At 63.2% G+C, this 21,033-nt stretch carries 21 protein-coding genes; all 21 read right to left on the bottom strand.

The genetic code is table 11. The annotated features are described in order from the left end of the window. Nucleotides 1–6: 6 nt before the first annotated feature. The gene (locus HLH34_RS10630) at nt 7–1,464 is read right to left on the bottom strand and encodes a carbohydrate porin (RefSeq protein WP_183119543.1); all 1,458 of its coding nucleotides are present in this window, start codon (nt 1,462–1,464) and stop codon (nt 7–9) included. Nucleotides 1,465–2,056: 592 nt separating this feature from the next. Then, nucleotides 2,057–3,673 carry a globin-coupled sensor protein gene (locus tag HLH34_RS19645; RefSeq protein WP_204736793.1) on the bottom strand — a complete coding sequence of 539 codons (1,617 nt, stop codon included), beginning with the start codon at nt 3,671–3,673 and terminating at the stop codon, nt 2,057–2,059. A gap of 261 nt (nt 3,674–3,934) precedes the next feature. Continuing rightward, on the bottom strand, nt 3,935–4,780 hold the full coding sequence (gene modD, locus HLH34_RS10620) for a ModD protein (protein ID WP_183119541.1): 846 nt from the start codon (nt 4,778–4,780) through the stop codon (nt 3,935–3,937). 4 nt (nt 4,781–4,784) lie between these two features. Next, the gene (locus tag HLH34_RS10615) at nt 4,785–5,069 is read right to left on the bottom strand and encodes a ferredoxin family protein (RefSeq protein WP_183119540.1); all 285 of its coding nucleotides are present in this window, start codon (nt 5,067–5,069) and stop codon (nt 4,785–4,787) included. Further along, nucleotides 5,066–6,373 (bottom strand): FAD-dependent oxidoreductase, encoded by a 1,308-nt coding sequence (locus HLH34_RS10610; protein WP_183119539.1) that lies wholly within the window; start codon nt 6,371–6,373, stop codon nt 5,066–5,068. The genes HLH34_RS10615 and HLH34_RS10610 overlap by 4 nt, the downstream gene beginning before the upstream one ends. A gap of 12 nt (nt 6,374–6,385) precedes the next feature. After that, nucleotides 6,386–7,486 carry an electron transfer flavoprotein subunit alpha/FixB family protein gene (locus HLH34_RS10605; protein ID WP_183119538.1) on the bottom strand — a complete coding sequence of 367 codons (1,101 nt, stop codon included), beginning with the start codon at nt 7,484–7,486 and terminating at the stop codon, nt 6,386–6,388. 13 nt (nt 7,487–7,499) lie between these two features. After that, entirely contained in the window at nt 7,500–8,354 is an 855-nt protein-coding gene (locus HLH34_RS10600) for an electron transfer flavoprotein subunit beta/FixA family protein (RefSeq protein ID WP_183119537.1), read from the bottom strand. Between the two features lie 174 nt (nt 8,355–8,528). Continuing rightward, nucleotides 8,529–8,864, bottom strand: a complete 336-nt coding sequence (nifW, locus tag HLH34_RS10595) for a nitrogenase stabilizing/protective protein NifW (RefSeq protein ID WP_183119536.1) — start codon at nt 8,862–8,864, stop codon at nt 8,529–8,531. Between the two features lie 10 nt (nt 8,865–8,874). Next, nucleotides 8,875–10,062 (bottom strand): homocitrate synthase, encoded by a 1,188-nt coding sequence (gene nifV / locus HLH34_RS10590; protein ID WP_183119535.1) that lies wholly within the window; start codon nt 10,060–10,062, stop codon nt 8,875–8,877. A gap of 36 nt (nt 10,063–10,098) precedes the next feature. Further along, nucleotides 10,099–11,301, bottom strand: a complete 1,203-nt coding sequence (gene nifS / locus HLH34_RS10585; protein ID WP_183119624.1) for a cysteine desulfurase NifS — start codon at nt 11,299–11,301, stop codon at nt 10,099–10,101. Between the two features lie 15 nt (nt 11,302–11,316). Next, on the bottom strand, nt 11,317–12,249 hold the full coding sequence (nifU, locus tag HLH34_RS10580) for a Fe-S cluster assembly protein NifU (protein ID WP_183119534.1): 933 nt from the start codon (nt 12,247–12,249) through the stop codon (nt 11,317–11,319). 87 nt (nt 12,250–12,336) lie between these two features. After that, nucleotides 12,337–12,657: a HesB/IscA family protein gene (locus HLH34_RS10575; RefSeq protein ID WP_183119533.1), complete on the bottom strand. Its 321-nt coding sequence runs from the start codon at nt 12,655–12,657 to the stop codon at nt 12,337–12,339. Nucleotides 12,658–12,891: 234 nt separating this feature from the next. Beyond that, on the bottom strand, nt 12,892–13,503 hold the full coding sequence (locus tag HLH34_RS10570; RefSeq protein WP_183119532.1) for a nitrogen fixation protein NifQ: 612 nt from the start codon (nt 13,501–13,503) through the stop codon (nt 12,892–12,894). Between the two features lie 33 nt (nt 13,504–13,536). Beyond that, entirely contained in the window at nt 13,537–13,821 is a 285-nt protein-coding gene (gene fdxB, locus HLH34_RS10565; RefSeq protein WP_183119531.1) for a ferredoxin III, nif-specific, read from the bottom strand. Nucleotides 13,822–13,824: 3 nt separating this feature from the next. Then, on the bottom strand, nt 13,825–14,034 hold the full coding sequence (locus tag HLH34_RS10560) for a CCE_0567 family metalloprotein (RefSeq protein WP_183119530.1): 210 nt from the start codon (nt 14,032–14,034) through the stop codon (nt 13,825–13,827). A 12-nt stretch (nt 14,035–14,046) separates the two neighbouring features. Continuing rightward, a complete protein-coding gene (locus HLH34_RS10555; RefSeq protein WP_183119529.1) occupies nt 14,047–14,514 on the bottom strand; it encodes a NifX-associated nitrogen fixation protein in 468 nt (155 codons plus the stop codon). Nucleotides 14,515–14,516: 2 nt separating this feature from the next. Then, nucleotides 14,517–15,002 (bottom strand): nitrogen fixation protein NifX, encoded by a 486-nt coding sequence (nifX, locus tag HLH34_RS10550; RefSeq protein WP_183119528.1) that lies wholly within the window; start codon nt 15,000–15,002, stop codon nt 14,517–14,519. Then, nucleotides 14,977–16,368 carry a nitrogenase iron-molybdenum cofactor biosynthesis protein NifN gene (gene nifN / locus HLH34_RS10545; protein ID WP_183119527.1) on the bottom strand — a complete coding sequence of 464 codons (1,392 nt, stop codon included), beginning with the start codon at nt 16,366–16,368 and terminating at the stop codon, nt 14,977–14,979. Before nifN ends, nifX begins: the two co-directional genes overlap by 26 nt. Before the next feature lie 9 nt (nt 16,369–16,377). Beyond that, nucleotides 16,378–17,817: a nitrogenase iron-molybdenum cofactor biosynthesis protein NifE gene (gene nifE / locus HLH34_RS10540; RefSeq protein WP_183119526.1), complete on the bottom strand. Its 1,440-nt coding sequence runs from the start codon at nt 17,815–17,817 to the stop codon at nt 16,378–16,380. A 66-nt stretch (nt 17,818–17,883) separates the two neighbouring features. Continuing rightward, complete coding sequence (gene nifK / locus HLH34_RS10535) at nt 17,884–19,419, bottom strand: nitrogenase molybdenum-iron protein subunit beta (RefSeq protein ID WP_183119525.1); 1,536 nt, start codon at nt 19,417–19,419, stop codon at nt 17,884–17,886. A gap of 63 nt (nt 19,420–19,482) precedes the next feature. Next, nucleotides 19,483–20,970 (bottom strand): nitrogenase molybdenum-iron protein alpha chain, encoded by a 1,488-nt coding sequence (gene nifD / locus HLH34_RS10530; protein ID WP_183119524.1) that lies wholly within the window; start codon nt 20,968–20,970, stop codon nt 19,483–19,485. Nucleotides 20,971–21,033: the final 63 nt, after the last annotated feature.

Below are 21,033 nucleotides of genomic sequence, written 5' to 3'. Positions count from 1 at the left end.
AGGACATCAGAAAAGTTCGATATGGGTCTTGAAGCCGAGCATGGCCGTATCGCGCAGCGTGCGCTGGCCGCCCGGATTGAAGTAATACTGAAAATCGGGCGCGAACGTCATGCCCCGATAGACATGGATCTGATAGTTCACTTCCAGGTTCATGCCATAGGATTGTGGACCATACGCGCCATTCAGCAGGTTCCCCGGCAGCACCCCCTGAAGAAGCTGCAATTCCTGAGTCTTCGCCGCCAGCGCGGATTCACGAATATAGGAGAAATTGATGCCGATACCATCCTTCGGCCGCGCCGCCCAGAATCCCCGCCCCAGGAATCCGCCCTCATATTGCTGCGACCGCATCGAGATTTTCTCGTCATTGTAATAGAAGCCGCCGAGGAACGTGATGCCCGCGTCCTTCGCCCCGCCCTTGAAATGATAAAGCATCTGGTCGACCAGGGCCCATGCCGCGTTCGCCCCATGATCCCTGCGCCGCGGCAGCCCGGTCAATGCCCAGGGGTTTTCGTTGCCGTCGAAATAGACATCCTGATGGTCTACCGTATCACGAGCGTAGCCGAGCTTGTAATGCCCAGGCAATGTGCCGTGGTCGAAAATCGGCTCCCACCCAAATTCGATGGGGATCGCTTCGCCGTTGATGTCAGCCCCATTGAGCTTGAAGCCGGTGCGATATTGCTGCACCCCGTAAATGCCCTCCTGGCTGAAATAGACGCCGGTCTGGAAATAGGTCGATACGCTGGGGCGGACGCGAAACCGGACGGCCCAGACCGAATCCGGATAGGATGAATGAGCGGTGTTGTCGGACGATGCCTTGGGGTTTCCGCAGAAGGCATTGTTCATGAAATTACAATAGAGCGGATTGGACGAGAAATCATTCAGGAACGGAATACGGCCCGCGGCGACATCGAACCGGCCGTGCCATAACGTCTCTTCGCCATAGGCATAGACGAAGTGTACGGCCACGTTGCCGCCGGCGCCATAGATTTCCTGGCTGGGGGCCACATTGTCGCCGAACATGCGGCTGGCCGGAATACCGTAACGGCCGACGAACACCGCATGCGTGCTGAAGCCGGTCAGCCCCGCCAGGCGCTCCCAGTCCGTATCGTTTTCAAACCCGTATTGCCCCGCATTGGAACTTCCCTTGCGCAGGCCGTAACCGGGCGTCACGGTGCCTATATTTCCCGCAAATTCGTTTGTATTATCCAGAAGGAACGCCACCCCCCTATCGCGCAGCCAGGTGTTCATGCCGAATGGGTCGGGCCACAAGGCCTCGGGCTGAGGAAGGGGCGGCACCGACGTCTCACCGAAATTGATCTGATTCAGCGGAGTTCCGACCCGGATGCTCGGGTTAAGAGAGGTCTGCGCAACCGCCCCGGTTGCGGCGCACAGGGCAAGACCGGTGCAGGCCGACAGCAATGCGCTGCGTGGCATTGCATGAAAAAGATGGTGTTTTGTTTTCATTTTTCTTTATTTTCTTTTTATTGGGGACGTTTTTCGGCAGTCTCGATCCACATTATATTTCAGAAACAAAAATAACGCACAGAGGGCCTTATTCATTTTTCCCGAAAACTGGTAGATGTGGGATATTGATGCGGCCCCATTATTGGTCGGGAAACCGAATCTATATTGTATAAATCTTTTATCTTATTGTTTCAGTCGATTTTTACCGGTTATGCAACGTGCAACAGTTCCCCGTCCTTGCAGCGCTCTGAACGTGGGATCCAAAAAATAGTTTATGACAATTATTACACGTTTGTGCGATTCCGGTCATGCGGTCCAGGGGGGGCGCCCAGCCCCTGAAACGCAACGAGGCAGCAACAGCCCTGCCGCCTCTGCCGTGACCGGGGTGAGCCCCCGTCGAACGCCCGGCTCCGACAGGTTATTGGTTTATAAGGAATCGCTACCCATTCGAGTCCGCGACCTGCACGGCGATGGATTATCGGGGTGCCCAATTGAACCGGGGGACCCGGGGCCGTGGGGCGGCGGCTGGAGCGGATGGAACCGGGCCTGGGGAAACCGGGACCCCGGGTGGCGCCGGCCGGGTGCCGAGCGATCATGCCCCCTGGGGCGCAACCGGCCGCCATTGCCTCGGCAAGGCCCCCATGCCGATTCTCCTTGACGCAGCAACCGGCAGGCTTCTCCGCGCGGCGGCATAGGACGCCATCGACACCTCACTTTCGCTTTCGCTTTCAAGGTGGAAGGTGGCCAGCAGGTCCTTCAGCCGCGCGGCCTCCGACGCCAGGCTGCGGCTGGCGGCGGAGGTCTGTTCGACCATGGCGGCATTCTGCTGCGTGCCCTGGTCGATCATGGCGACGGCGGTATTGACCTCCTGAAGTCCCGTCGACTGCGCGCGCGCCGCATCCACGATGGCCGAGACATGCTGGCTGATGTCCTTCACATCCCCAATGATGGCCTGAAGCGCCGCGCTGGTTTCGCCGACAAGGGCCACGCCGGACGTGACCTGCCGGCCCGACCTGGCGATCTGGCCCTTGATCCCCTTTGCGGCCTCGGCGGCGCGCTGGGCGAGCACGCGCACTTCCTGCGCGACCACGGCAAAGCCCCTGCCCGCGTCGCCGGCACGGGCGGCCTCGACGCTGGCATTGAGCGCCAGCACGTTCGTCTGGAAGGCGATCTGGTCCATCAGGTCGGTGATCGCGCCGATCTCGATGGACGAACGCGCGATTTCGTCCATGACGGCGATGGCCTGCTGAACGATGGTCTCGGAATTCTCCGCGCTGGTCCTGGCGCGTGCGACAAGGGTGCCGGACTCCTCGGCCCTGTCCGCCGTGGTGCGCATCGTCGTCATGATCTGGTCAAGGGCGGCCGCCGTTTGCTCGACCGACGCCGCCTGCCGTTCCGTGCGATAGGCCAGGTCGTCGGCTGCAGTGCTGATCTCGGAAGTTGCCATCTCGACCGAAGAGGACACCGCCTCGACCGAAAGCAGTGATTGCCGCAGGGTTTCTATGGAATTGTTGAAATGGGTACGCAACGGCTGGTACGCGACAGGCAGTTCGCCTTCTATCTCACAGGTCAGGTCCTTGTCGGCAAGGCTGGCCATCGCGTTGCCGAAGCTCCGGGACACCAGCTTCTGCTCGCTGGCGATCGCCTCGGCCTGCGCCTTCTGCTTGGCCTTTTCGGCTTCTTCCAGATAGACGGAAATCGCCAGGTCCATGTCCAGCAGCACGGCCTTGGCCAGACTGCCCAGCGCCTTGCCGAAATCGGCCGCCGTCATGGTCTGTTTCGCGAACAGGCCGGTCCTGGGAAACATTTCTTCGACGGCGGCGTTGATCAGATGGTCCAGAACGACGGCATAGCCCCCGATGCACCATTTCGGTTCCAGGCCGATACGGGCATGAACCGTACCGATCGTGCGCACCTTGGCGGCATAGTCCCCGGTGAAATTCCCGTTGGAGATGTGGACCCAATGACGGGTCTGCGCACCTTTGGCATGGGCGATCTGTTCTTCGGAAGAAAAGAACTTCCGGGTTTCAGGCGTCTTGCGTACCTGGTCGTAGAACCTGTCGAGCGCGACGGGCAGTTCCCGATCGACAAGTCTTTTCAGAGACCGGAGCGCCACGCCCGAATCCGGTGTCATCCGCATGAAACGCAGGCGTTCCTTGATCGCCCGCACATCATTCGTCTCGTCGCAAGAATGTTCCGTGTCTGTCATGTCGTGCATCGGGTTGCCCAGGCAACCCTCCTTCGGTGTCAGGGGTGACGAGAGACCGGACCTGCCGATTGTCCTGTTCGAATATTCCGGATGAATATCGATATGTCCAGTTCTTCTTCCAGCGCCGGGTTATTGTTCGCATATAGTCATGCATGACGGAAATTCCTGGAACACGCTCAGCATTTCCTGCCGCCCGGCCGGCGTCTCAGGGGGTGCCCTGGCTCCCGCCAAAGGCCCGGGCAGCAGAACGCTGCCAATCGCTCATGCGCGATCCAGGGTCACCTGCACGTCGCGCGGCGGGGCGAAATAAGGCGCCGACGTCACGAGAACCCGGGCACCTTCGGACACATAAGCCGCCGCATTCAGGCGATTGACCCCACCCGCGGCCGCCAGGACCGGACAAACGCCCCGCTCCAACAACGCATCATGAACGCGCCGAAGCTGCTGAGGAGAGAATTTTTCCAGTTGCAGCACATCCGGGGCATGGCCGGCGACCTCGATCGCCTGCACCGGGTCCGTTACTTCGACCACGATCTTCCGTTCGGGCGCCGTCGAACGCATGCGCCGGATCGCCGCGCCGATTTCGGTCTTCCCCCCCATGAACGCCATATGTTCCTGAAAGATGAGGATGGTCTCGGACAGATTGATCCGATGCATGACCCCACCACCGGCCAGCACCGCACGGACCGCCAGAACCCGCGTCAAGGGTGGCATCTTGCGCGTACAGGCCACGACGGCATCCGGGTGGGCCACCCGCGCGGCGGCCACGATCGCCCGTGTTTCCGTGGCGATACCCGATGCCCATTCCATCAGCGTCTGTGCGGATTTCCATCCCATATGCAAGGCCGCCGCCGCCCCCGTGGCGGCAAGCAGCAATGTCCCGGCCGGCGCGGCACTCCCCGAAGGCAGGATATAGACCGTCTCCGCGCCCAGATGCCGCAGAAGCGCCGCCGCTTCCTCGGTCCCGCAGGCCACCTGATCGTCCCGGGCGACGAAGGTGATCCGGCCCGGACAGGCCCCTATCCCCAGCGTCCGCGTCGTCAGATCGCCGAACGCCGCATCCTCGGCCAGCAGCGCGTCGATCAGTCCGGCCGGTGTGCCATACATCGGCTCAGCCGAACTTGAACAGCACGCCGAAGCCACCCCGCGGATAGCTCCATTCGATTTCGCCCGTCTGCGCGCAGACGACCCGGCAGGTGCCGCATTCCATGCAGCCATCGGCCACGATTTCCACCTGGCCCTGGTCATTACGGCTGTAACAGCCGGCCGGGCAGACGCGGGTCATGGCGACCAAGGCATCGGACGGATTGACATGCGGCTTGACCGTAATATGCGGCCGTCCCACATCCACCACATACCGGTTCTGGAACAGCCGGTTTTCAACGCGATCGCTCATCTCCATGCCCTCATCAGCTTGAATGCGTCACCCATCAACCCACCGATTCCCCGCGCGCGCCATGCCTCGCGCATGATGGTGGATTCCTTGCTTCTCTTGTCCACGCCATCCACGCGGAACCACGTCTGCGCCGCGCGGTTCATCAGGCGGGGATACAGGTCGACGACATGACGCCCCTTTTTCAGGAACCCATGAATGTCCTTGTATTTTTTCATGTCCTTCATCACGAAGGACTCCTTCACCGCATCGACATAGGCAGCCAGATTGTGGCGGGAGCAGCTGCCGCCGGACAGGATGATATCGGCCACGGTCTCGGCCGCCAGACGCCCGGTCGTCATCGCCAGGTTCGACCCTTCGCGGTGCACGGCATTGACGAAATGCCCCGCGTCGCCCACCACCAGCCATCCGTTGCCGACCAGTTCCGGAATAGCCTTGTATCCGCCTTCCGGAATCAGATGCGCCGCATATTCCTTGATTTCCGAGCCTTCCAGCAGGGGCCGGATGCTGGGATGCGCCTTGAAGCGGTCGAGCAATCCATGGGGTGTCGCCTGTCCGACATCGGTAAAGTCGCTGACCATGCAGCCGATGCCCACTGAAATCGATTCCCGATTGGTATACAGGAACGCGGTTCCGACCATCCCTTCGGTAATGGTCCCCATGGCCTCGATGACCACGCCCTCATCCCCTTTCAGGTTGAAGCGGGCGTCGATGACCTCCTGGGGCAGGAAGTGCATTTCCTTGACCGCCAGCGCCACGTTCTCGGGCTTCAGCTCCTCCCGCAGTCCCGACGCGCGACCGACCAGGCCGTTCACGCCTTCGGCCAGGATGACGACATCCGCCGTGATCCCCTCGCCGTTGCGATCGGTATGGACACCGACGACCCAGCCGGACGCATCGCGCATCAGTGACGTCACCGTCGTTTCGTAGATGACGGTCGCCCCGGCCTCCTTCACGCAGCGGCTGAACCATTTGTCGAACTGCGCGCGCAGGATGGTATAGCGGTTCGGCTTGTCCTCGTTGTAGTCGTCGCTGCGATGATGCATGCCGGTATGCCCGGCATCGTCCATCATCCACACCCGCTGTTCGACGATGTGACGTTCCAGCGGCGCCTCGTCGCGGAAATCGGGAATGATCTTTTCCAGCGCATCGGCATACAGGATCGCGCCCTGCACGTTTTTCGAACCGGCATATTCCCCGCGTTCGATCTGCAGGACGTTCAGCCCCCTCTGCGCCAGCATGTAGGCGGCAGCATTGCCCGAAGGCCCCGCCCCCACGACGATGGCATCGAAATGGTTCCGTGTCATTGACGATGCTCCTCAGCCAGCCAGCCGGTTGACGGCAAGGCGCGAACGAAATGCCTCGGTCAGCGCGGGCAGAAGGACCGTCGCATCGCCGACGACCCCCAGATGCGCGAATTCGAAAATCGGTGCGTTGGGGTCGGTATTGATCGCGACGATCAGATCCGATCCCTCGACGCCCACACGATGCTGGATCGCGCCCGAAATGCCGGCCGCGATATACAGCCGGGGCCGGATGGTCTTGCCGGTCTGGCCGATCTGACGGTCGGACGGAATCCAGCCCTTCTGCACCAGCGGCCGCGACCCGCCCCAGTCCCCGCCCAGGACCTGCGCCAGATCGCGCACCAGGGACACGTTTTCCGCCGAACGCAGGCCAAGCCCGCCGGCCACCGCCACATCCGCGAAGGCAAGCTGCGCACTTTCCGAATTCCGGTCGGCCAGGAAGTCGATCACCTTGGTGACGATATCCGACTCCTCCAGTTCCGCCTGATATTCGACAATCCGCCCGGTGCGGCTGGTGTCGGGCACCGGCAGCGGCATGACGCGCGGGCGCACCGTCGCCATCTGCGGCCGGAAATTCAGCGTATGGATGGTGCAGAGCAACGACCCGCCGAACGTCGGACGTGTCGCCGCCAGCGAGCGTTCGTCGTCGATGGCCAGTTCGGTACAATCGGCCGTCAGTCCCGTCTGAAGCGTCGTGGCGACCGAACCCGCCAGGTCGCGCCCCAGCACGGTCGCCCCCAGCAGCATGATCTCGGGCTCGAACTTGCGCACAAGGTCGGTCATGACGCGCGTGTACGGCTCGTTCCGGTAATCGGCCAATACGGGATGGGCGACCACATAGACCACGTCCGCGCCGTAGCTGTGGCAGATTCCCGCCGCCCCGGTCAGCGCGGCGCCACACCCGCCCAGCAGGACGCCGGCCAGTTCGACCTGCAACTGGTCGGCAAGCTTCCGCCCCTCGCCCAGCAGTTCCAGGGAAACCGGATGAATTTCGCCCTGTTCGAACTCGATGAAGACCCAGACATGCTTGTACGACCGGAAATGTTCCGGCAGTTCCTTCTTCATGCCGGCCCGGCTGCCGGCCGCGGCAGCAGGCCGGGGTGCAGAACTATTCATGACGCCTTGCTCCTCAATGCCTGGCTGCTGCGTGCATCAGATCGCCTTCCAGCACGGGCTGGCGGGCGAATATCTGCGTAATCAGGTCGTTCGCGACCGCGGTGGGGTTTGCCGCCCCCTCGCCCACCAGCGTCGCCTTTTCCTCGCGCGAGGGCGGGGCGAAGACTTTCTTGACCACCGTCGGCGAGCCCCGCAGCCCACAATGACCCAGATCGGTGATGCCCGCCGCCGCCGCGTTCCACTGCACGACCTCGGCGCTGGCGGCGCGCAATGCGTCCTCGATCCGGCCGCGCCGGATCTCGTTGCTGCCTTCCATCATGGTGATCATGGCGGGCAGCCGCGACTGCAGGACCTGCACGCCATGGTCGGCGCGCCGCCGTACCGTGATGGTGCCATGCGACGGATCGATCGCGTCGATCGACGAGACATAGGTCAATTGCGTCAACCCCAGTCGGCGGGCGATGCCCGGGCCGACCTGGGCCGTGTCGCCGTCGATGGTCTGCTTGCCGCAGAACACGATGTCCGGCTTTCCCCAGTTGTCGGAGGCCTTCTGAATCAGATTGGCCAGCGCATAGCTGGTCGCCAGCGTATCCGACCCGGCGAAGAAACGGTCGGTCAGCAGCACCGCCCGGTCCGCGCCGTAGGTCAGCGCCTTGCGCAGACTGTCGGAGGCCATCGGCGGCCCCATGGTCATCACCGTGACCTCGCCGCCGAAACGATCGCGCAGGCGCAGCGCCTCTTCCAGACCGAACAGATCGTAAGGATTGATGATCGTGGGCACGCCCTGGCGCATGATCGTATTGGTTACCGGGTGGACGCGGATCTGCGCGCTGTCGGGAACCTGTTTTATGCACACGAATATTCGCATTCTTCCTGCTCCGCGATTGCGCTTTGCTTCCGATGGCACGCCCTGCGGGGGCAATTTCGGCCTGCCTCCTCAAACGCAAGCATCGTGCCAGTCATCACCAGGGCCGAAACCCGGCGTTCCATCGGCACCCACGGGCACGCCGCCATGCGCCTGTCCGCAAGCCGACAGGCTTGGTCAGGTCTCGTCACCCGGCTGTGTCAGTTCCGACAGGCCGACAAATCCCGAATGGGCGGGCCGCACCGCATCCTTGTGCACCTTGAACACACGCTCGGAAATCGGGGTCGAACGCGTGAAATCGTCATAGGCACGCTGCAACTGGGCGCGGCACATTTCGCGCTGCCGTGTCGCGTCCCCCTCGTCCTGCGCCGCGGTGTCGGCAAGGTAGGCGCCCATGCGCCGCAGGATGTGCAGGCGTGCGACGTTCAGCACCTGCGGATCGTAGGGCACCCCCAGCACGCGAAAGAAATCCTCGGCGGCGGCAAGCCGCTTCAGTTCGTCCAAAACAGTCATGTCTGTTTCCTCATCGACAGGATGTGGTGATATCGGGCGACACACTGCCTGCATTCCGTGGCATGATCCGGCGCGGGCGCAACGATGCATACAGTTCGCCGACCTCATCCAGGCCGACGGTCCGTTTGTTCTGAAGCGCACGCAGACGCACCGCATTCAGCAGATCGGCCACGAATCCGTCATCGGCCTCCAGCCCCAGCATCGTCAGCGCATGGTTCATGGCGGCACGCCCCGAATGGCGGCCGAACACGATTTCGCGCTGGCGGCCAAACAATGCGGGATCCAGGTCCTCGTAGGTCGCGGCGTCGCGCAGCAGGCCCGATACATGAATTCCGGATTCATGACGGAAGACGGCCTCGCCCACGATCGACTTGTCCGGCCCGATGGCACGGCCCGTGGCCTCGGCCACCGCATGGGCAAGCCCCGGCAGAGATCGCAGACGCACCCCCGTCTGCCGCCTCAGCAGGCGTTGCGCGCCGACCACCACCTCCTCAAGGGGCGCGTTTCCCGCCCGCTCGCCCAGACCCAGCACCGTCACGCTGGCCCCGCTGGCACCCGCGCGGATCGCCGCCAGCGTATTGGCGGTCGCCAGGCCCAGATCGTCGTGACCGTGGAATTCGATCTCCAAGTCAACGGCCTGAACAAGACGCGCAATCGCCTCATAGGTCGCGAAGGGGTCCAGCACGCCGAGCGTATCCGCGAAGCGGAACCTGAACGCCTCCGCATTGCCGATGGCGCCCAGCAGATCGACCAGAAACGACGGAACGGCGCGGCTGGCATCCTCGCCCCCCACCGAAACGTCCAGTCCCCGGTCGCGGGCATAGGCAATCACGCCGGCCGCCATCTTCACGACCGCGCCGGGCGACGTCCGATATTTTGCCTGGATCTGCGCCGGCGAGGTCGAAACGGACAGATGCACGGTCTTCAGGCCGGTCTTCAGCGCCACATCGACATCGGCGCGCGTCATGCGGCACCAGGGAATGACGCGCGCGCGCGTCACGATCCGGCCGATTTCGGCGATGGTCTCGACCTCGGCCGGTCCCATCGCCGGGACACCGGCTTCGATCTCATCGACACCGGCGTCATCGAGCATCCGCGCCAGGGCCAGCTTCTCGACCACCGTAAAGGCAACGCCGGGGGCCTGCTCGCCATCGCGCAGGGTCGTGTCGTTGACGATCAGGCGTGCGGCTTCGGACATGCCAGATCCTCCATTCCAGGCAAATTCCGCCGGAGTTCACGCATAGGTCGGGGTAAAGGCGGTCCTCGTCTTGCTTTCGCCGTCCCAGAACGGCGACATCTGGCGCAACTGGGCGATGATGCCGGGCATGACCTCCAGCACCCTGTCGACATCCGCGTCCGTATTTTCGCGCGAGAACGAAAAGCGGATCGCGCCGTGCGCGGCCGTATAGGGCACCTTCATCGCGCGCAGCACATGCGACGGCTCAAGCGAGCCCGACGTGCAGGCCGAACCCGACGATGCGGCGATCCCGGCCTTGTTCAGCAACAGCAGGATCGCCTCGCCCTCGATATATTCGAACGCGACATTGGCGGTGTTGGGCAGGCGGTTTTCGATATCGCCCGTGACGACGGCATGGCTGATGCGCTGGACCAGCCCGCGCTCCAGCCGGTCGCGCAGGTCACGCACACGCGTATTTTCTTCCTCCATATGCTCCTGCGCCAGGGCGGCGGCCGCACCAAGGCCGACGATACCCGGCGCGTTTTCCGTGCCCGCACGCCGCCCCCGCTCCTGATGGCCGCCACGGATCAGCGGGCGCAGGCGCACGCCGCGACGGACATACAGCGCGCCGATTCCCTTCGGCCCATGCAGCTTGTGTCCGGACAGCGACAGCATGTCGATGTCCGAACCGGACAGGTCGATCGCGATTTTTCCGACGGCCTGCACCGCGTCGGTATGAAACAGCGCCCCGGCCTCGTGCGCCAGCGCGGCCAGCGTTTCGACGGGGAAGATCGTGCCGGTTTCGTTATTCGCCCACATGATCGACGCGATGGCCGTGCGCGGGCCCAGCGCCTTGCGATAGGCATCGATGTCCAGACGCCCGCGCGCATCCACGCCGATATAATGTACCTTGGCCCCCCGCGTCTTTTCCAGCCACGCGCACAGGCTGAGGATGGCGGGATGCTCGACCGTGCTGGTCACGATCTCGTTCCGTCCACTCCGGGTTTCCAGCGCCGACAGGATCGCCGTGTTGTCGGATTCCGTGCCGCCGCCGGTATAGACGATCTCATGATCGAATTCGGCGCCCAGCAGCGCCTGCAACTGGCGGCGCGCGGTGCGCAGCCCGGCGCCGACCTCGGCGCCAAAGGCATGGATGGATGATGCGTTACCAAACTGCTCGGTGAAATAGGGCAGCATTGCGGACACGACGGCCGCGTCGACGCGGGTGGTCGCATTGTTGTCGAGGTAGACCGGATCCATCGTCATTCTCCCTTGTCAATGCGTGGAGGGAACAGGAATGACACGCACGGGCGTGCCCAGCCGTTCGGCAAGACGGCTCTGGATGCCCTGCACCGTCACGGACGCAAGCTGGCAATTCACGCAGGCGCCCGACAGACGCACCATGACCTTGTTGTCTTCCACATCCACAAGTTCGCAGTCTCCCCCGTCACTTTGCAGCGCGGGACGCAGCGCCTCCAGCTCCGCCTCGATCAGCTTGATACGCTGCAGCATCGTCATTTTCGCGGCCGGCGGGGGTGCCGGCGCGACGACGGGCGAACTGCGCGGCGCCTTCCGCCCCACCACGGGTGTCGCCCCGGCGACGAAGGCCTGTGACGCGGCAAGTTCCCCGGCCTCGACCATCGCGGCATTGGTGCGTTCCAGCACCTCCTCAATGCCTTCGACGCAGGTGCCGCAGCTGCCCGTCGCCTTCGTGAAATGGGCGACCTGCTCCATGGTGGTCAGCACATTGTTGCGGATCGCGCGCTCGACCATGCCTTCGTCCACGCCGAAGCACTTGCACAGCAGCGCGCCTTCCTCGTGGTCGTTTTCCCAGACCTCACCTCGATAATTCGCAATCGCCGATCGCAGGGCCTCATACCCCATGACGGAACAATGCATCTTTTCCGGCGGCAGCCCGCCCAGGAAGTCGGCGATGTCCTGATTGGTGATCGCAAGCGCCTCGTCCAGCGTCTTGCCGATGATGATTTCCGTCAGCGCCGAAGACGACGCGATCGCAGAACCGCATCCGAAGGTCTGGAACCTGGCTTCCGTGATGCGGTCGGTCTCGGGGTCGACCTTGATCATCAGCTTCAGCGCGTCGCCGCATGCAATCGCACCGACCTCGCCCACGCCGCTGGCATCTTCCAGAACGCCGGCGTTCTTGGGGTTGAAGAAGTAATCCTTTACCTTTTCCGAATATTCCCACATCTGCCCTGCCTCCTGTACCGAACCAACCAACCTGAACGCCCGCTATCGTCGGGCTTTACATCGCCCGCGCCGCGACCCGCCCTGCCGTCAACTGAATGACTTTCCACAGGAGCATTTCGAGGCGGCGTTCGGGTTGTCGAAGGAAAACCCGGACTGCTCCAGGCTGACGACAAAATCGACCGTTGTGCCGTCGAGGTGCGGACCGCTTTCCGCATCCACGAACACCTTCACCCCGTCGAACTCGACGATGATGTCATCGGGTTCGGGCGCGGCCACCAGGCCCATCATGTATTTGAATCCCGAACATCCGCCCGACTGGACCATGATGCGGATGCCCTCAACCGGCGTCTTCGCTCCGGCGATGGCCGAGCGGACGGCCTCGCAGGCCGTATCAGTCAACTGGATCATTGCGACCTCCCGTCGATACCGTTATCCCGTCGGAACAGGACGCAAGCACCGTGCCAGGGGCCCGTGGCCATCAAAGGTATTTTATTGCGCAACCGCTCCATAATCCGGCGGCACCGTTGTCACCTTCCGGACGCCGGCGATGGCGCATATGCGACATATGACCCCACAGGCGCACGAACGCCCCGGCGGGGCTACCCGCCGGGTGCGTCAGCGCTGTATTGTCGCCCCGGAAGGTCAGTGGGTGTCGCGGCGGACCCGCGCCAGCAGGCTTTCGCCGCTTTCGTCGCCAAAGCACGCGTCGAAATCGTCGCATTCGTCGCAGACAGGTACCGTGCAGAGGCGGAACCCCTCGTCACGGCAGATGGTCCTGAACAGGAATTTCTTCCATTTCATGTCGGCGGTGTTGCGCCGTGCGATGGGTTCGAAATGCCGCTCCATGATCCAGGACAATTCACGCCGGCCCCGCAGGCCCAGATCCTGCCACAGATGATTGGGCGCCATCGCACGCCGCGCCATCATGTCCGCCAGCCAGAATTCCGTCGTCGACCCCTCGGTGGTGCAATTGCGCAGCAGGTCGCGCAGACATTGCTCGTCCTCGCCGCAATCGGGTCCCGCAAGCCCGGCCAGACGCCCGAACAGCGACGACGCATGCGGAAAGATGCGGGCGGCGACCTCCACCAGCGTGTCGCCGTCCAGCCCCACCGTATCGGGAACCGGGCAGGCGCGCCGACTGGATTCGCACAGGCCGATCGACAGGATCGAGGCGAAGACATGCGCATCGAACCTGTCGCAGATCCCGCCGTTTCCCCCGGCCATCAGCCAGGCATGTACGTCCGCCGCTTCCATGATCCCTTCCCCCCGTCTGTCTGTCGCCCGTGTTCAGGCGGCGCCGTGCGTCTGGCAGTTGGTGGGGCAGACCCGCGCGCAGGCGCCGCATCCGACGCACGCGCCCGCGTCGGCCATCGCCATGACCTGCCGATCGATATCACCATCGTCATCGTCGTCGGCATCGACCAGGTTGCCGTCCTCGTCCACACCACGCAGCGTCATGACGCCCCGCCCGCACACCTTGTAACACCGGCCGCACCCGATGCAGACCGTGGCGTCGATGGCCAGCAGGTAATCGGGGGTCCAGTTTCGTCCGTCGCGCGTTACCGCCGTCATGTCCTAATGCTCCACCCGTTCTTCGAGCACCTTGAGGGCCTCGCGCTTTTCCGTCAGTTCGGCGTAGGCCGCCTGCGCGCGCGCCGCGACCTCCGTGATCGACTGCCAGTTCACCGGCAGGTCTTCGGACAGGTCGTGCAGGTCCATCTTCGCCTTGGTCGCCCGTGCCGACAGTTTCTTCAACTCGGCCTTGAGCGTTTCGATATCGCCCATGGAATATGCCCCCTATGCCCGCGCCACTTCCGGAAATTCCTCGATAGCCGCGACGGCGGCCTGTACCGCCTTCATGCCCTCGCGCGCCAGCGCCGCATGGTCCTCGAAGCCGAAGCGGTGCATGTCGCGCAGTGTCCTGGAATAGACGACCAGCTTTCCGCTGGTCAGCATCACGCGGCCGAACCCCTCATGACTCATCTTCATCATCGGCGACGCCATCAGGCCCGTGACCTGTTCCACCGCCAGGCCGACCGCCTGATAGAAATGCTCGACACGCGACAGCGTATCGGGGTCGGGATCGCCGATCATGGGAATGGCCCGGCGTTCCTCCTTCGTGACGATATAGTCCCGCAGAAGGGCGCTGTCCTTCTTGTTTTCCCACGCGCCGTACATGTCGTCGGCCCGGATCCGGCTGATCAGCGCCCGGACGAAGGGCGAGTCCATCGGGTCGGTTTCGGCAGTTGCCAGGGTATCAAACATTCTCAGTCCTCCTCATCCAGAAAATCCATCGAACGGGTGCGCACCCCCATGACCTTGCGCAGCCACGGCGGCGGATTGCCGACCATCATCGCCTGCACCCGCGCCACGACCGAGGCGATGGTCTCGGGCGCGGACAGCTTGACCGGATGGATCTGCGCGCGCACGACCTTGGCCGCCGCGGGGCCGCCGATCGCAAGAACGAACAGCAGATTGCACCCGGCCAGGGCATCCACCTTCGGGCCGATCCTGTCGTCGACATCCGTCTGATGCGCGCCCGATTCATCCGATACGTCGTCGAAGCCCACCGCTTCGACGAACTGGGCATCGGTCGGGGTGACATCCCAGACCGCAAACCGCAGGGCCGAGCCGAAATGCGCGTTCATCGACTTCATGTCCTGCGTGGCCACGGCGATGCGCAGCTTCACCTTCGGCGCATCCGCCTTGTCCCCTCCGGTTTCGGGTTCAATGAGTTGCAGGCGGACTGACATGGCTGCTCTCTTCCACAATCGGGGCGGGCAGCACGTCGGCGAAATCCGCCGGTACATGATCGTGCATCTGCCCCATGAACAGATTGGCCACACGGAAAATCAGATCCCGCGTGCCGCGATAGCCGACCGACAGCGTATGGGCGGTGCCCAGCCGGTCGAAAATTGGAAACCCCACGCGTATCAGCGGGATGTCCAGCCGATGCGCCGCCTGCCGCCCATGGCTGTGCGTCACCAGCACGTCCGCACCCTGCGCGCGCGCCGCGTCTTCCAGGTCCGTCAGGTCGCCGATCATGACCGTCTCGGCCGGAATGGCGTCCAGACTGGGCGAATTGCCCGTCGAAGCGACCGCCGCCACGATCTCCGCCCCCATTCCGGCAAAGAAATGCGACAGCGCGAACAGCAGGTCGGGGTCGGCGCCGATGGCAATCCTGCGGCCGCCGAAATGAAAATGTCCGTCCAGCATCGCATCGACAAGCTGGCTGCGTTCCCGACGATACCGGCCGGGGACCGCGTTGCCCGACAGGCGCGACAGCAACGCGACCAGCCGGTCGCACGGGGCAAGACCGGTCAACGTCGGAAACACGGTCAGCGGCACGCCGGTCAGGCTGCCCAGCAGTTCGGCCGGCGCACGCATATGTTCGCCGATGGCGATGGTATGCGTGGCCCGCGCCATCTGTTCGATTTCTTCCAGCCGCGCCCCGCCCATCGTCGTGGGAATCCAGGCATCGGCGACATGGCCGTCCAGCGATCCGGACACGTCGGGCAGGACGACGGGGTACAGGCCGAAACTCTCGACCATGTCCTTCAGCGCCTCGATATCGGCGGGCGTCTGATGCACGCCAGGCAGGATATTAACCTGGCGGAACGACGTGACGGCGGGCGACCACGGCAGAACGACGGACGAGATGACGGCGCTGACCGCCCTGGCCCACCCATCCTCCAGCGCGCCCGCATAATCGGGCGTCGAGGCGAACACGACCCGCGTATGCGCAAGCTCGGGCTGGCGATCCATGATCAGCTTCAGGTCGCCCGCATAATCCTCGCCCCGCGTCTCGACCAGGGCGGTCGAGGCGATTCCGATGAAGCGCGGCTTGACCCGGCGCGTCAGGTTCAGCAGCGCCTCCTCCATATTGCCCGATCCGCCCAGGATCGTCGCGACCTCCTCCATGGCGGTCGTCTGCAACGGAATGGTTTCCTTGAAATGCCGCACCAGCAGCACCAGCGCGAAAGACGTGCACCCCTGTGACCCGTGCAGCAGCGGGATCGACCCGTCGATGCCCAGGTACGCAAGGGCCGCCCCCAGCGGCGCCGAGGATTTCAGGGGATTGATCGACACCGCACGGCGGCGCTGGATGATCTTGGCCATGACGTCCTCTCAGGAAATCGGGACGAGAAACGGCGCGTCGTCAAGGAAGGCGTCGATATCGCCGACCTCCCACGGGGCGGGATTACGCACCTGCTGCCACATCGGGTTGGACAGCGACTTGTCCAGTTCCCGCACTAGGGTCACCATCCCGTCGTATCCGGCGAAGGCATGGTGACGTTCCTGGTTGATATCCAGCCACGGCACCCGGGCCTTCAGTGCGACGAACTGCGACCGGCCGCCCGACAGCAGGATATCCGCATCGCCGCGCCGCAACTGGGCATACATCTCGCGCGGGGGGATATTGTCGACCATATGCGCGTCGCCCCCCATCAGATCCGAGATTTTCTTCTTGTCGTTGTCGGTCGATTTCCGGACCGACGTGCCGACAACGACCATGCCCATCTCCTGAAGGGCCGATACGATGGACCATGATTTGACGCCGCCCGTGTACAGCAGCACCCGCTTGCCCGCCAGGCGGTCGCGATACGGCGCAAGCCGCTGCCATGCGCGGGCTTCCTCCGACGCGATCAGGTCCTCGGTGCGGTCCGGCAGGTCCGCCGGCGCGCCCCGCTTCACCAGCAACTGCGCAATGGCGCGCAACGCCGTCGACGTATCGTCAATGCCATAGAAAGACCCTTCGAAGTACGGGATCCCCCAGCGTTCTTCCATCTTGCGCGCCACGTTGATCAGCGCCGTGGAACAGACCATCATGTTCACGCGTGCCCGATGCGCCGACGCCACCTCGCGATAACGGGCATCGCCGGTGATGCAGGCGTGCAGGCGAATGCCCAGCCGGTCCAGCAACGGGCGGATCTGCCACAACTCCCCCGACAGGTTGTATTCGCCCAGAATATTGATGTCGGTCGGCGTACTGACCTCGGGCTCCATCGTGCCGATCACGTGATCGAGCAGCGCCTCGCCGGCCAGCTTGTTGCCCAGATTCTTGGATCCGACGAACCCCGGGGCATTCACCGGAATGCAGGGCGTCCCCAGCTTGTCCGTCGCATGGCGGCAGACGGCCGCGACATCATCGCCGATCAGCGCGGGCACACAGGTGGAATAGACGAACACCGCCGGCGGCGCATAGCGCGCGACCACCTCGCGAATGGCCTTGTAGAGGCGCTTCTCCCCACTGCCCATCACGATGTCCATTTCCGTGATGTCGGTGGTGACCCCCAGGCGATACAGCGTGGGGCCCGAACTGGCGGCATGGCGATTGTCCCAGCCATTGCCCTCGCAGGCCAGCGGGCCATGCACCAGATGCACGACATCGACGATGGGCTGCAGCGCGATCTTGGCCCCGTCGAACGCGCACCCCCCCGCCGCCGCCCCTGGCGTCAGCGGCTTGGAACATCCCTTCTTGCGGTCCTTCTCCCCCTTGGCGACGTTCTTGCCGCATCCGGGTTCGTTGAACAGCTCGGTGACCTTTGCCTTCAGAGATTCGCTCATGCTGCCCCCGGACAGACGCCAGTGCGATGCCTCCGGGCGGGAGCGACCCGCCCGGAGGTTCCGTTGCTATCGTGTCAGATCAAAGGAATAATCGGTCACGCCCGGTTCGATCGTATCGGCATCGAGCTTGTCGAAGATCTTGTCGAGCAGCGTCACCAGCACACGCAGTCCGCCCTGGTAGCCCCAGACCGGGAAGCGATGATGATGATGGCGGTCGAAGATCGGGAACATCAGACGAATCAGCGGCGTATCCGTGTCACGTTCCAGATATTTTCCATAGGAATTGCCGATCAGAAGATCGACCGCCTCGGTCGCCAGCAGCGAACGCATATGCCACAGATCCCGGCCGCCCCACGCCTTGCAGCCCGCGCCGAAGGGCGAGGAGGCGAACAGCTCCTGCATCTGCGCTTCCCACGCCTTGCTGCCGTTGGTCGCCAGGCAGTGCTTCGGCTCGCCGCCGGTTTCCAGAATGAAACGGGCCATGCCATAGACGAAATCGGGGTCGCCATAGATTGCGTAGGTCTTGCCATGCAGCCAGGACTGGCTGTCCGCCATCGCATCGATCAGGCGGCCGCGTTCCAGTTCCAGTTCTTGGGGAACCGGCCTGCCGGTCAGCTCGGAGATCTTCTGCAGCAGCTCATCCGTCGCCTGCACCCCCAGCGGATAATGGAACGACGCCGTGTCCTGACCGAAGGACTGGGCATATTCCAATGTCTTGGGCGTGCAGTATTCCTGCAGCGACAGCGTGGCCCGGGCATTGACTGCCTCACGGGCGGCTTCCAGCGACGTGCCGCCGTCGAACATGCGGAACTCGCCATCCGACGGCGTGTCGAACTGGTCGGACACATCGGACAGGATCGTGTATTTCACGCCCATCAGGCCCAGCACGCGCTTCAGTTCGCGGTTGTTGCCCACCGCAAAGCCGTCAAAGCCGGGAATGATGTTGATCGAAATGTTCGGGGTGCAGGTCTGCCCCTTCCAGAAATGCTCCAGGATCCCCTTGAGCATATTGTCGTAGCCGGTCACGTGGCTTCCGACGAAGGCCGGCGTATGGGCGAACGGCACGTCGAAGGATTCGGGCACCGACCCCTTGAGTTTCGCCGTATTGATGAACGAATGCAGATCGTCACCGATGACTTCGGCCATGCAGGTGGTCGAAACCGCGATCATTTTGGGATCGTACAGCTTGTACGTGTTCGCCAGCCCGTCGACCATGTTGTTCAGGCCGCCGAACACCGCCGCGTCTTCGGTCATGGACGAGGACACCGCCGAGGACGGTTCCTTGAAATGACGCGACAGGTGCGAACGATAGTAGGCGACGCAGCCCTGCGAGCCATGAACGAAGCTCATGGTCCGCTCGAAGCCGGACGATACGAACACCGCGCCCAGCGGCTGGCATGCCTTGGCCGGATTGACCGACAGGGATTCGCGGGCGAAATTCTTTTCGCGATACTCCCAGCTCTTGGTCCAGTCGGCGATCTGCGTCACCGTCTCGGCCGACGGCATGTTCTCGAGCTTGGCTTTCTCGGCCAGCATCTGCTTGTATTCCGGCTCGCGGAACAGCGGTGCGTGATCGAGAATCTTGTCCACATTCTGTGGCATTGTCTGGTCCCCCTTTCCTGGGCGGACGTGCATGCGCCATACGGCATGCACGTCCATGCGGCGCTAGGCCGCGCTTTTCCACGGGGCCTTGAACATGCCCCAGACCGGGTTATTGATCGCGAGGTCCATGTCCCGCGCGAAGATGGCAAAGCCATCGTAGCCATGATACGGGCCGGAATAGTCCCACGAATGCATCTGGCGGAAGGGAATGCCCATCTTCTGGACCGGATATTTTTCCTTGATCCCCGAACCGACCAGATCCGGACGCATCCCTTCGATGAAGCGTTCCAGTTCGTATCCCGTCACGTCGTCATAGATCAGCGTGCCTTCCTTCACGTAATGTCCGGTACGCTGATAATCGTCGTTGTGGCCGAATTCGTAGCCGGTGCCGGTAATTTCCATGCCCAGGTCGTGATAGGCGTTCACGACGTGGCGGGGACGCAGGCCGCCGACGTACAGCATGACCTTCTTGCCCTCCAGCCGGGGGCGGAACTTCTCGATCACGGCATCGACCAGAGGCTGGTATTTCGCGATGACCCGTTCCGCGCCTTCCTTGATCCGGTCGTCGAACCGTTCCGCGATCGCCCGCAGCGATGCCGCGATCTGCGACGGACCGAAGAAATTGTACTCGATCCAGGGGACGTTGTACTTTTCTTCCATATGCCGGCAGATATAGTTCATCGACCGGTAGCAATGGATCAGGTTCAGCTTCGCCTTCGGCGCGCGCTCGATCTCGGCCAGGGTCGCATCACCCGACCAGTTGCCGACCACCCGCAGCCCCATTTCCTCCAGCAGAATGCGCGAGGACCAGGCGTCGCCACCGATATTGTAGTCGCCGATGACATTCACGTCATAGGGCGACGTCTCGAAATCGGCGTGGTTGTCGTTCTTGTCGAACACCCAGTCGCGAATGGCGTCGTTGGCGATATGGTGGCCCAGCGACTGCGACACGCCGCGGAAGCCTTCGCAGCGCACGGGCACGATGGTCTTGCCGCTTTCCTGCTTCTTCTTCTTCGCGACCGCTTCGATATCGTCGCCGATCAGGCCGATCGGGCATTCCGACTGGATCGAAATCCCCTTGGCCAGCGGAAACAGCTCGTTGATCTCGTCGACGATCTTCTCGAGCTTCTTGTCGCCGCCGAACACGATGTCACGCTCCTGGAAATCGGAGGTGAACTGCATCGTGACGAAACTATCGACGCCCGTGTTGCCGATATAGTAATTGCGACGCTGCGACCACGAATACTGGCCGCACCCGACCGGACCATGGCTGATATGGACCATGTCCTTGACCGGCCCCCAGACAACGCCCTTCGACCCCGCATAGGCGCAGCCGCGGATCGTCATCACGCCGGGGACCGACTTCACGTTCGACTTGACGTCGCACTCGCTCAGCCCGCCCTCGGCCTTTTCCTCGGCATCCGGGGCCTTGGCGACGGTCAGGTGCTTCTGCCGACGCTTCTTCGCCTTGTCGGGATAGGCCTCCAGCACTTCCGCGATGAGGCGTGCATGAAGCTCGCGATCGTTGTTGTCTTCTTCGTCCAGGCTCATCTTCCTTGTCCTCATCATCGGAAGCGTGGGTGGTGCCCGCAGGATCGTCCTGCGGGCGTTACG

It is taken from the genome of Gluconacetobacter azotocaptans (genome assembly GCF_014174355.1).
GTDB lineage: Bacteria > Pseudomonadota > Alphaproteobacteria > Acetobacterales > Acetobacteraceae > Gluconacetobacter > Gluconacetobacter azotocaptans.
This window is presented reverse-complemented; position numbering and strand designations above follow the sequence as displayed.

What these genes read in the sequence shown, in the direction of transcription:
- HLH34_RS10605 (WP_183119538.1), bottom strand. Translation starts at nt 7,486, where the DNA reads ATGAATAGTTCTGCACCCCGGCCTGCTGCCGCGGCCGGCAGCCGGGCC.
- nifK (WP_183119525.1), bottom strand. Translation starts at nt 19,419, where the DNA reads ATGCCACAGAATGTGGACAAGATTCTCGATCACGCACCGCTGTTCCGC.
- HLH34_RS10555 (WP_183119529.1), bottom strand. Translation starts at nt 14,514, where the DNA reads ATGTTTGATACCCTGGCAACTGCCGAAACCGACCCGATGGACTCGCCC.
- HLH34_RS10600 (WP_183119537.1), bottom strand. Translation starts at nt 8,354, where the DNA reads ATGCGAATATTCGTGTGCATAAAACAGGTTCCCGACAGCGCGCAGATC.
- HLH34_RS10570 (WP_183119532.1), bottom strand. Translation starts at nt 13,503, where the DNA reads ATGGAAGCGGCGGACGTACATGCCTGGCTGATGGCCGGGGGAAACGGC.
- HLH34_RS10610 (WP_183119539.1), bottom strand. Translation starts at nt 6,373, where the DNA reads ATGACACGGAACCATTTCGATGCCATCGTCGTGGGGGCGGGGCCTTCG.
- HLH34_RS19645 (WP_204736793.1), bottom strand. Translation starts at nt 3,673, where the DNA reads ATGACAGACACGGAACATTCTTGCGACGAGACGAATGATGTGCGGGCG.
- nifW (WP_183119536.1), bottom strand. Translation starts at nt 8,864, where the DNA reads ATGACTGTTTTGGACGAACTGAAGCGGCTTGCCGCCGCCGAGGATTTC.
- HLH34_RS10630 (WP_183119543.1), bottom strand. Translation starts at nt 1,464, where the DNA reads ATGAAAACAAAACACCATCTTTTTCATGCAATGCCACGCAGCGCATTG.
- nifV (WP_183119535.1), bottom strand. Translation starts at nt 10,062, where the DNA reads ATGTCCGAAGCCGCACGCCTGATCGTCAACGACACGACCCTGCGCGAT.
- fdxB (WP_183119531.1), bottom strand. Translation starts at nt 13,821, where the DNA reads ATGACGGCGGTAACGCGCGACGGACGAAACTGGACCCCCGATTACCTG.
- modD (WP_183119541.1), bottom strand. Translation starts at nt 4,780, where the DNA reads ATGTATGGCACACCGGCCGGACTGATCGACGCGCTGCTGGCCGAGGAT.
- nifX (WP_183119528.1), bottom strand. Translation starts at nt 15,002, where the DNA reads ATGTCAGTCCGCCTGCAACTCATTGAACCCGAAACCGGAGGGGACAAG.
- nifN (WP_183119527.1), bottom strand. Translation starts at nt 16,368, where the DNA reads ATGGCCAAGATCATCCAGCGCCGCCGTGCGGTGTCGATCAATCCCCTG.
- HLH34_RS10615 (WP_183119540.1), bottom strand. Translation starts at nt 5,069, where the DNA reads ATGAGCGATCGCGTTGAAAACCGGCTGTTCCAGAACCGGTATGTGGTG.
- nifD (WP_183119524.1), bottom strand. Translation starts at nt 20,970, where the DNA reads ATGAGCCTGGACGAAGAAGACAACAACGATCGCGAGCTTCATGCACGC.
- nifS (WP_183119624.1), bottom strand. Translation starts at nt 11,301, where the DNA reads ATGGATCCGGTCTACCTCGACAACAATGCGACCACCCGCGTCGACGCG.
- nifU (WP_183119534.1), bottom strand. Translation starts at nt 12,249, where the DNA reads ATGTGGGAATATTCGGAAAAGGTAAAGGATTACTTCTTCAACCCCAAG.
- HLH34_RS10575 (WP_183119533.1), bottom strand. Translation starts at nt 12,657, where the DNA reads ATGATCCAGTTGACTGATACGGCCTGCGAGGCCGTCCGCTCGGCCATC.
- nifE (WP_183119526.1), bottom strand. Translation starts at nt 17,817, where the DNA reads ATGAGCGAATCTCTGAAGGCAAAGGTCACCGAGCTGTTCAACGAACCC.
- HLH34_RS10560 (WP_183119530.1), bottom strand. Translation starts at nt 14,034, where the DNA reads ATGGGCGATATCGAAACGCTCAAGGCCGAGTTGAAGAAACTGTCGGCA.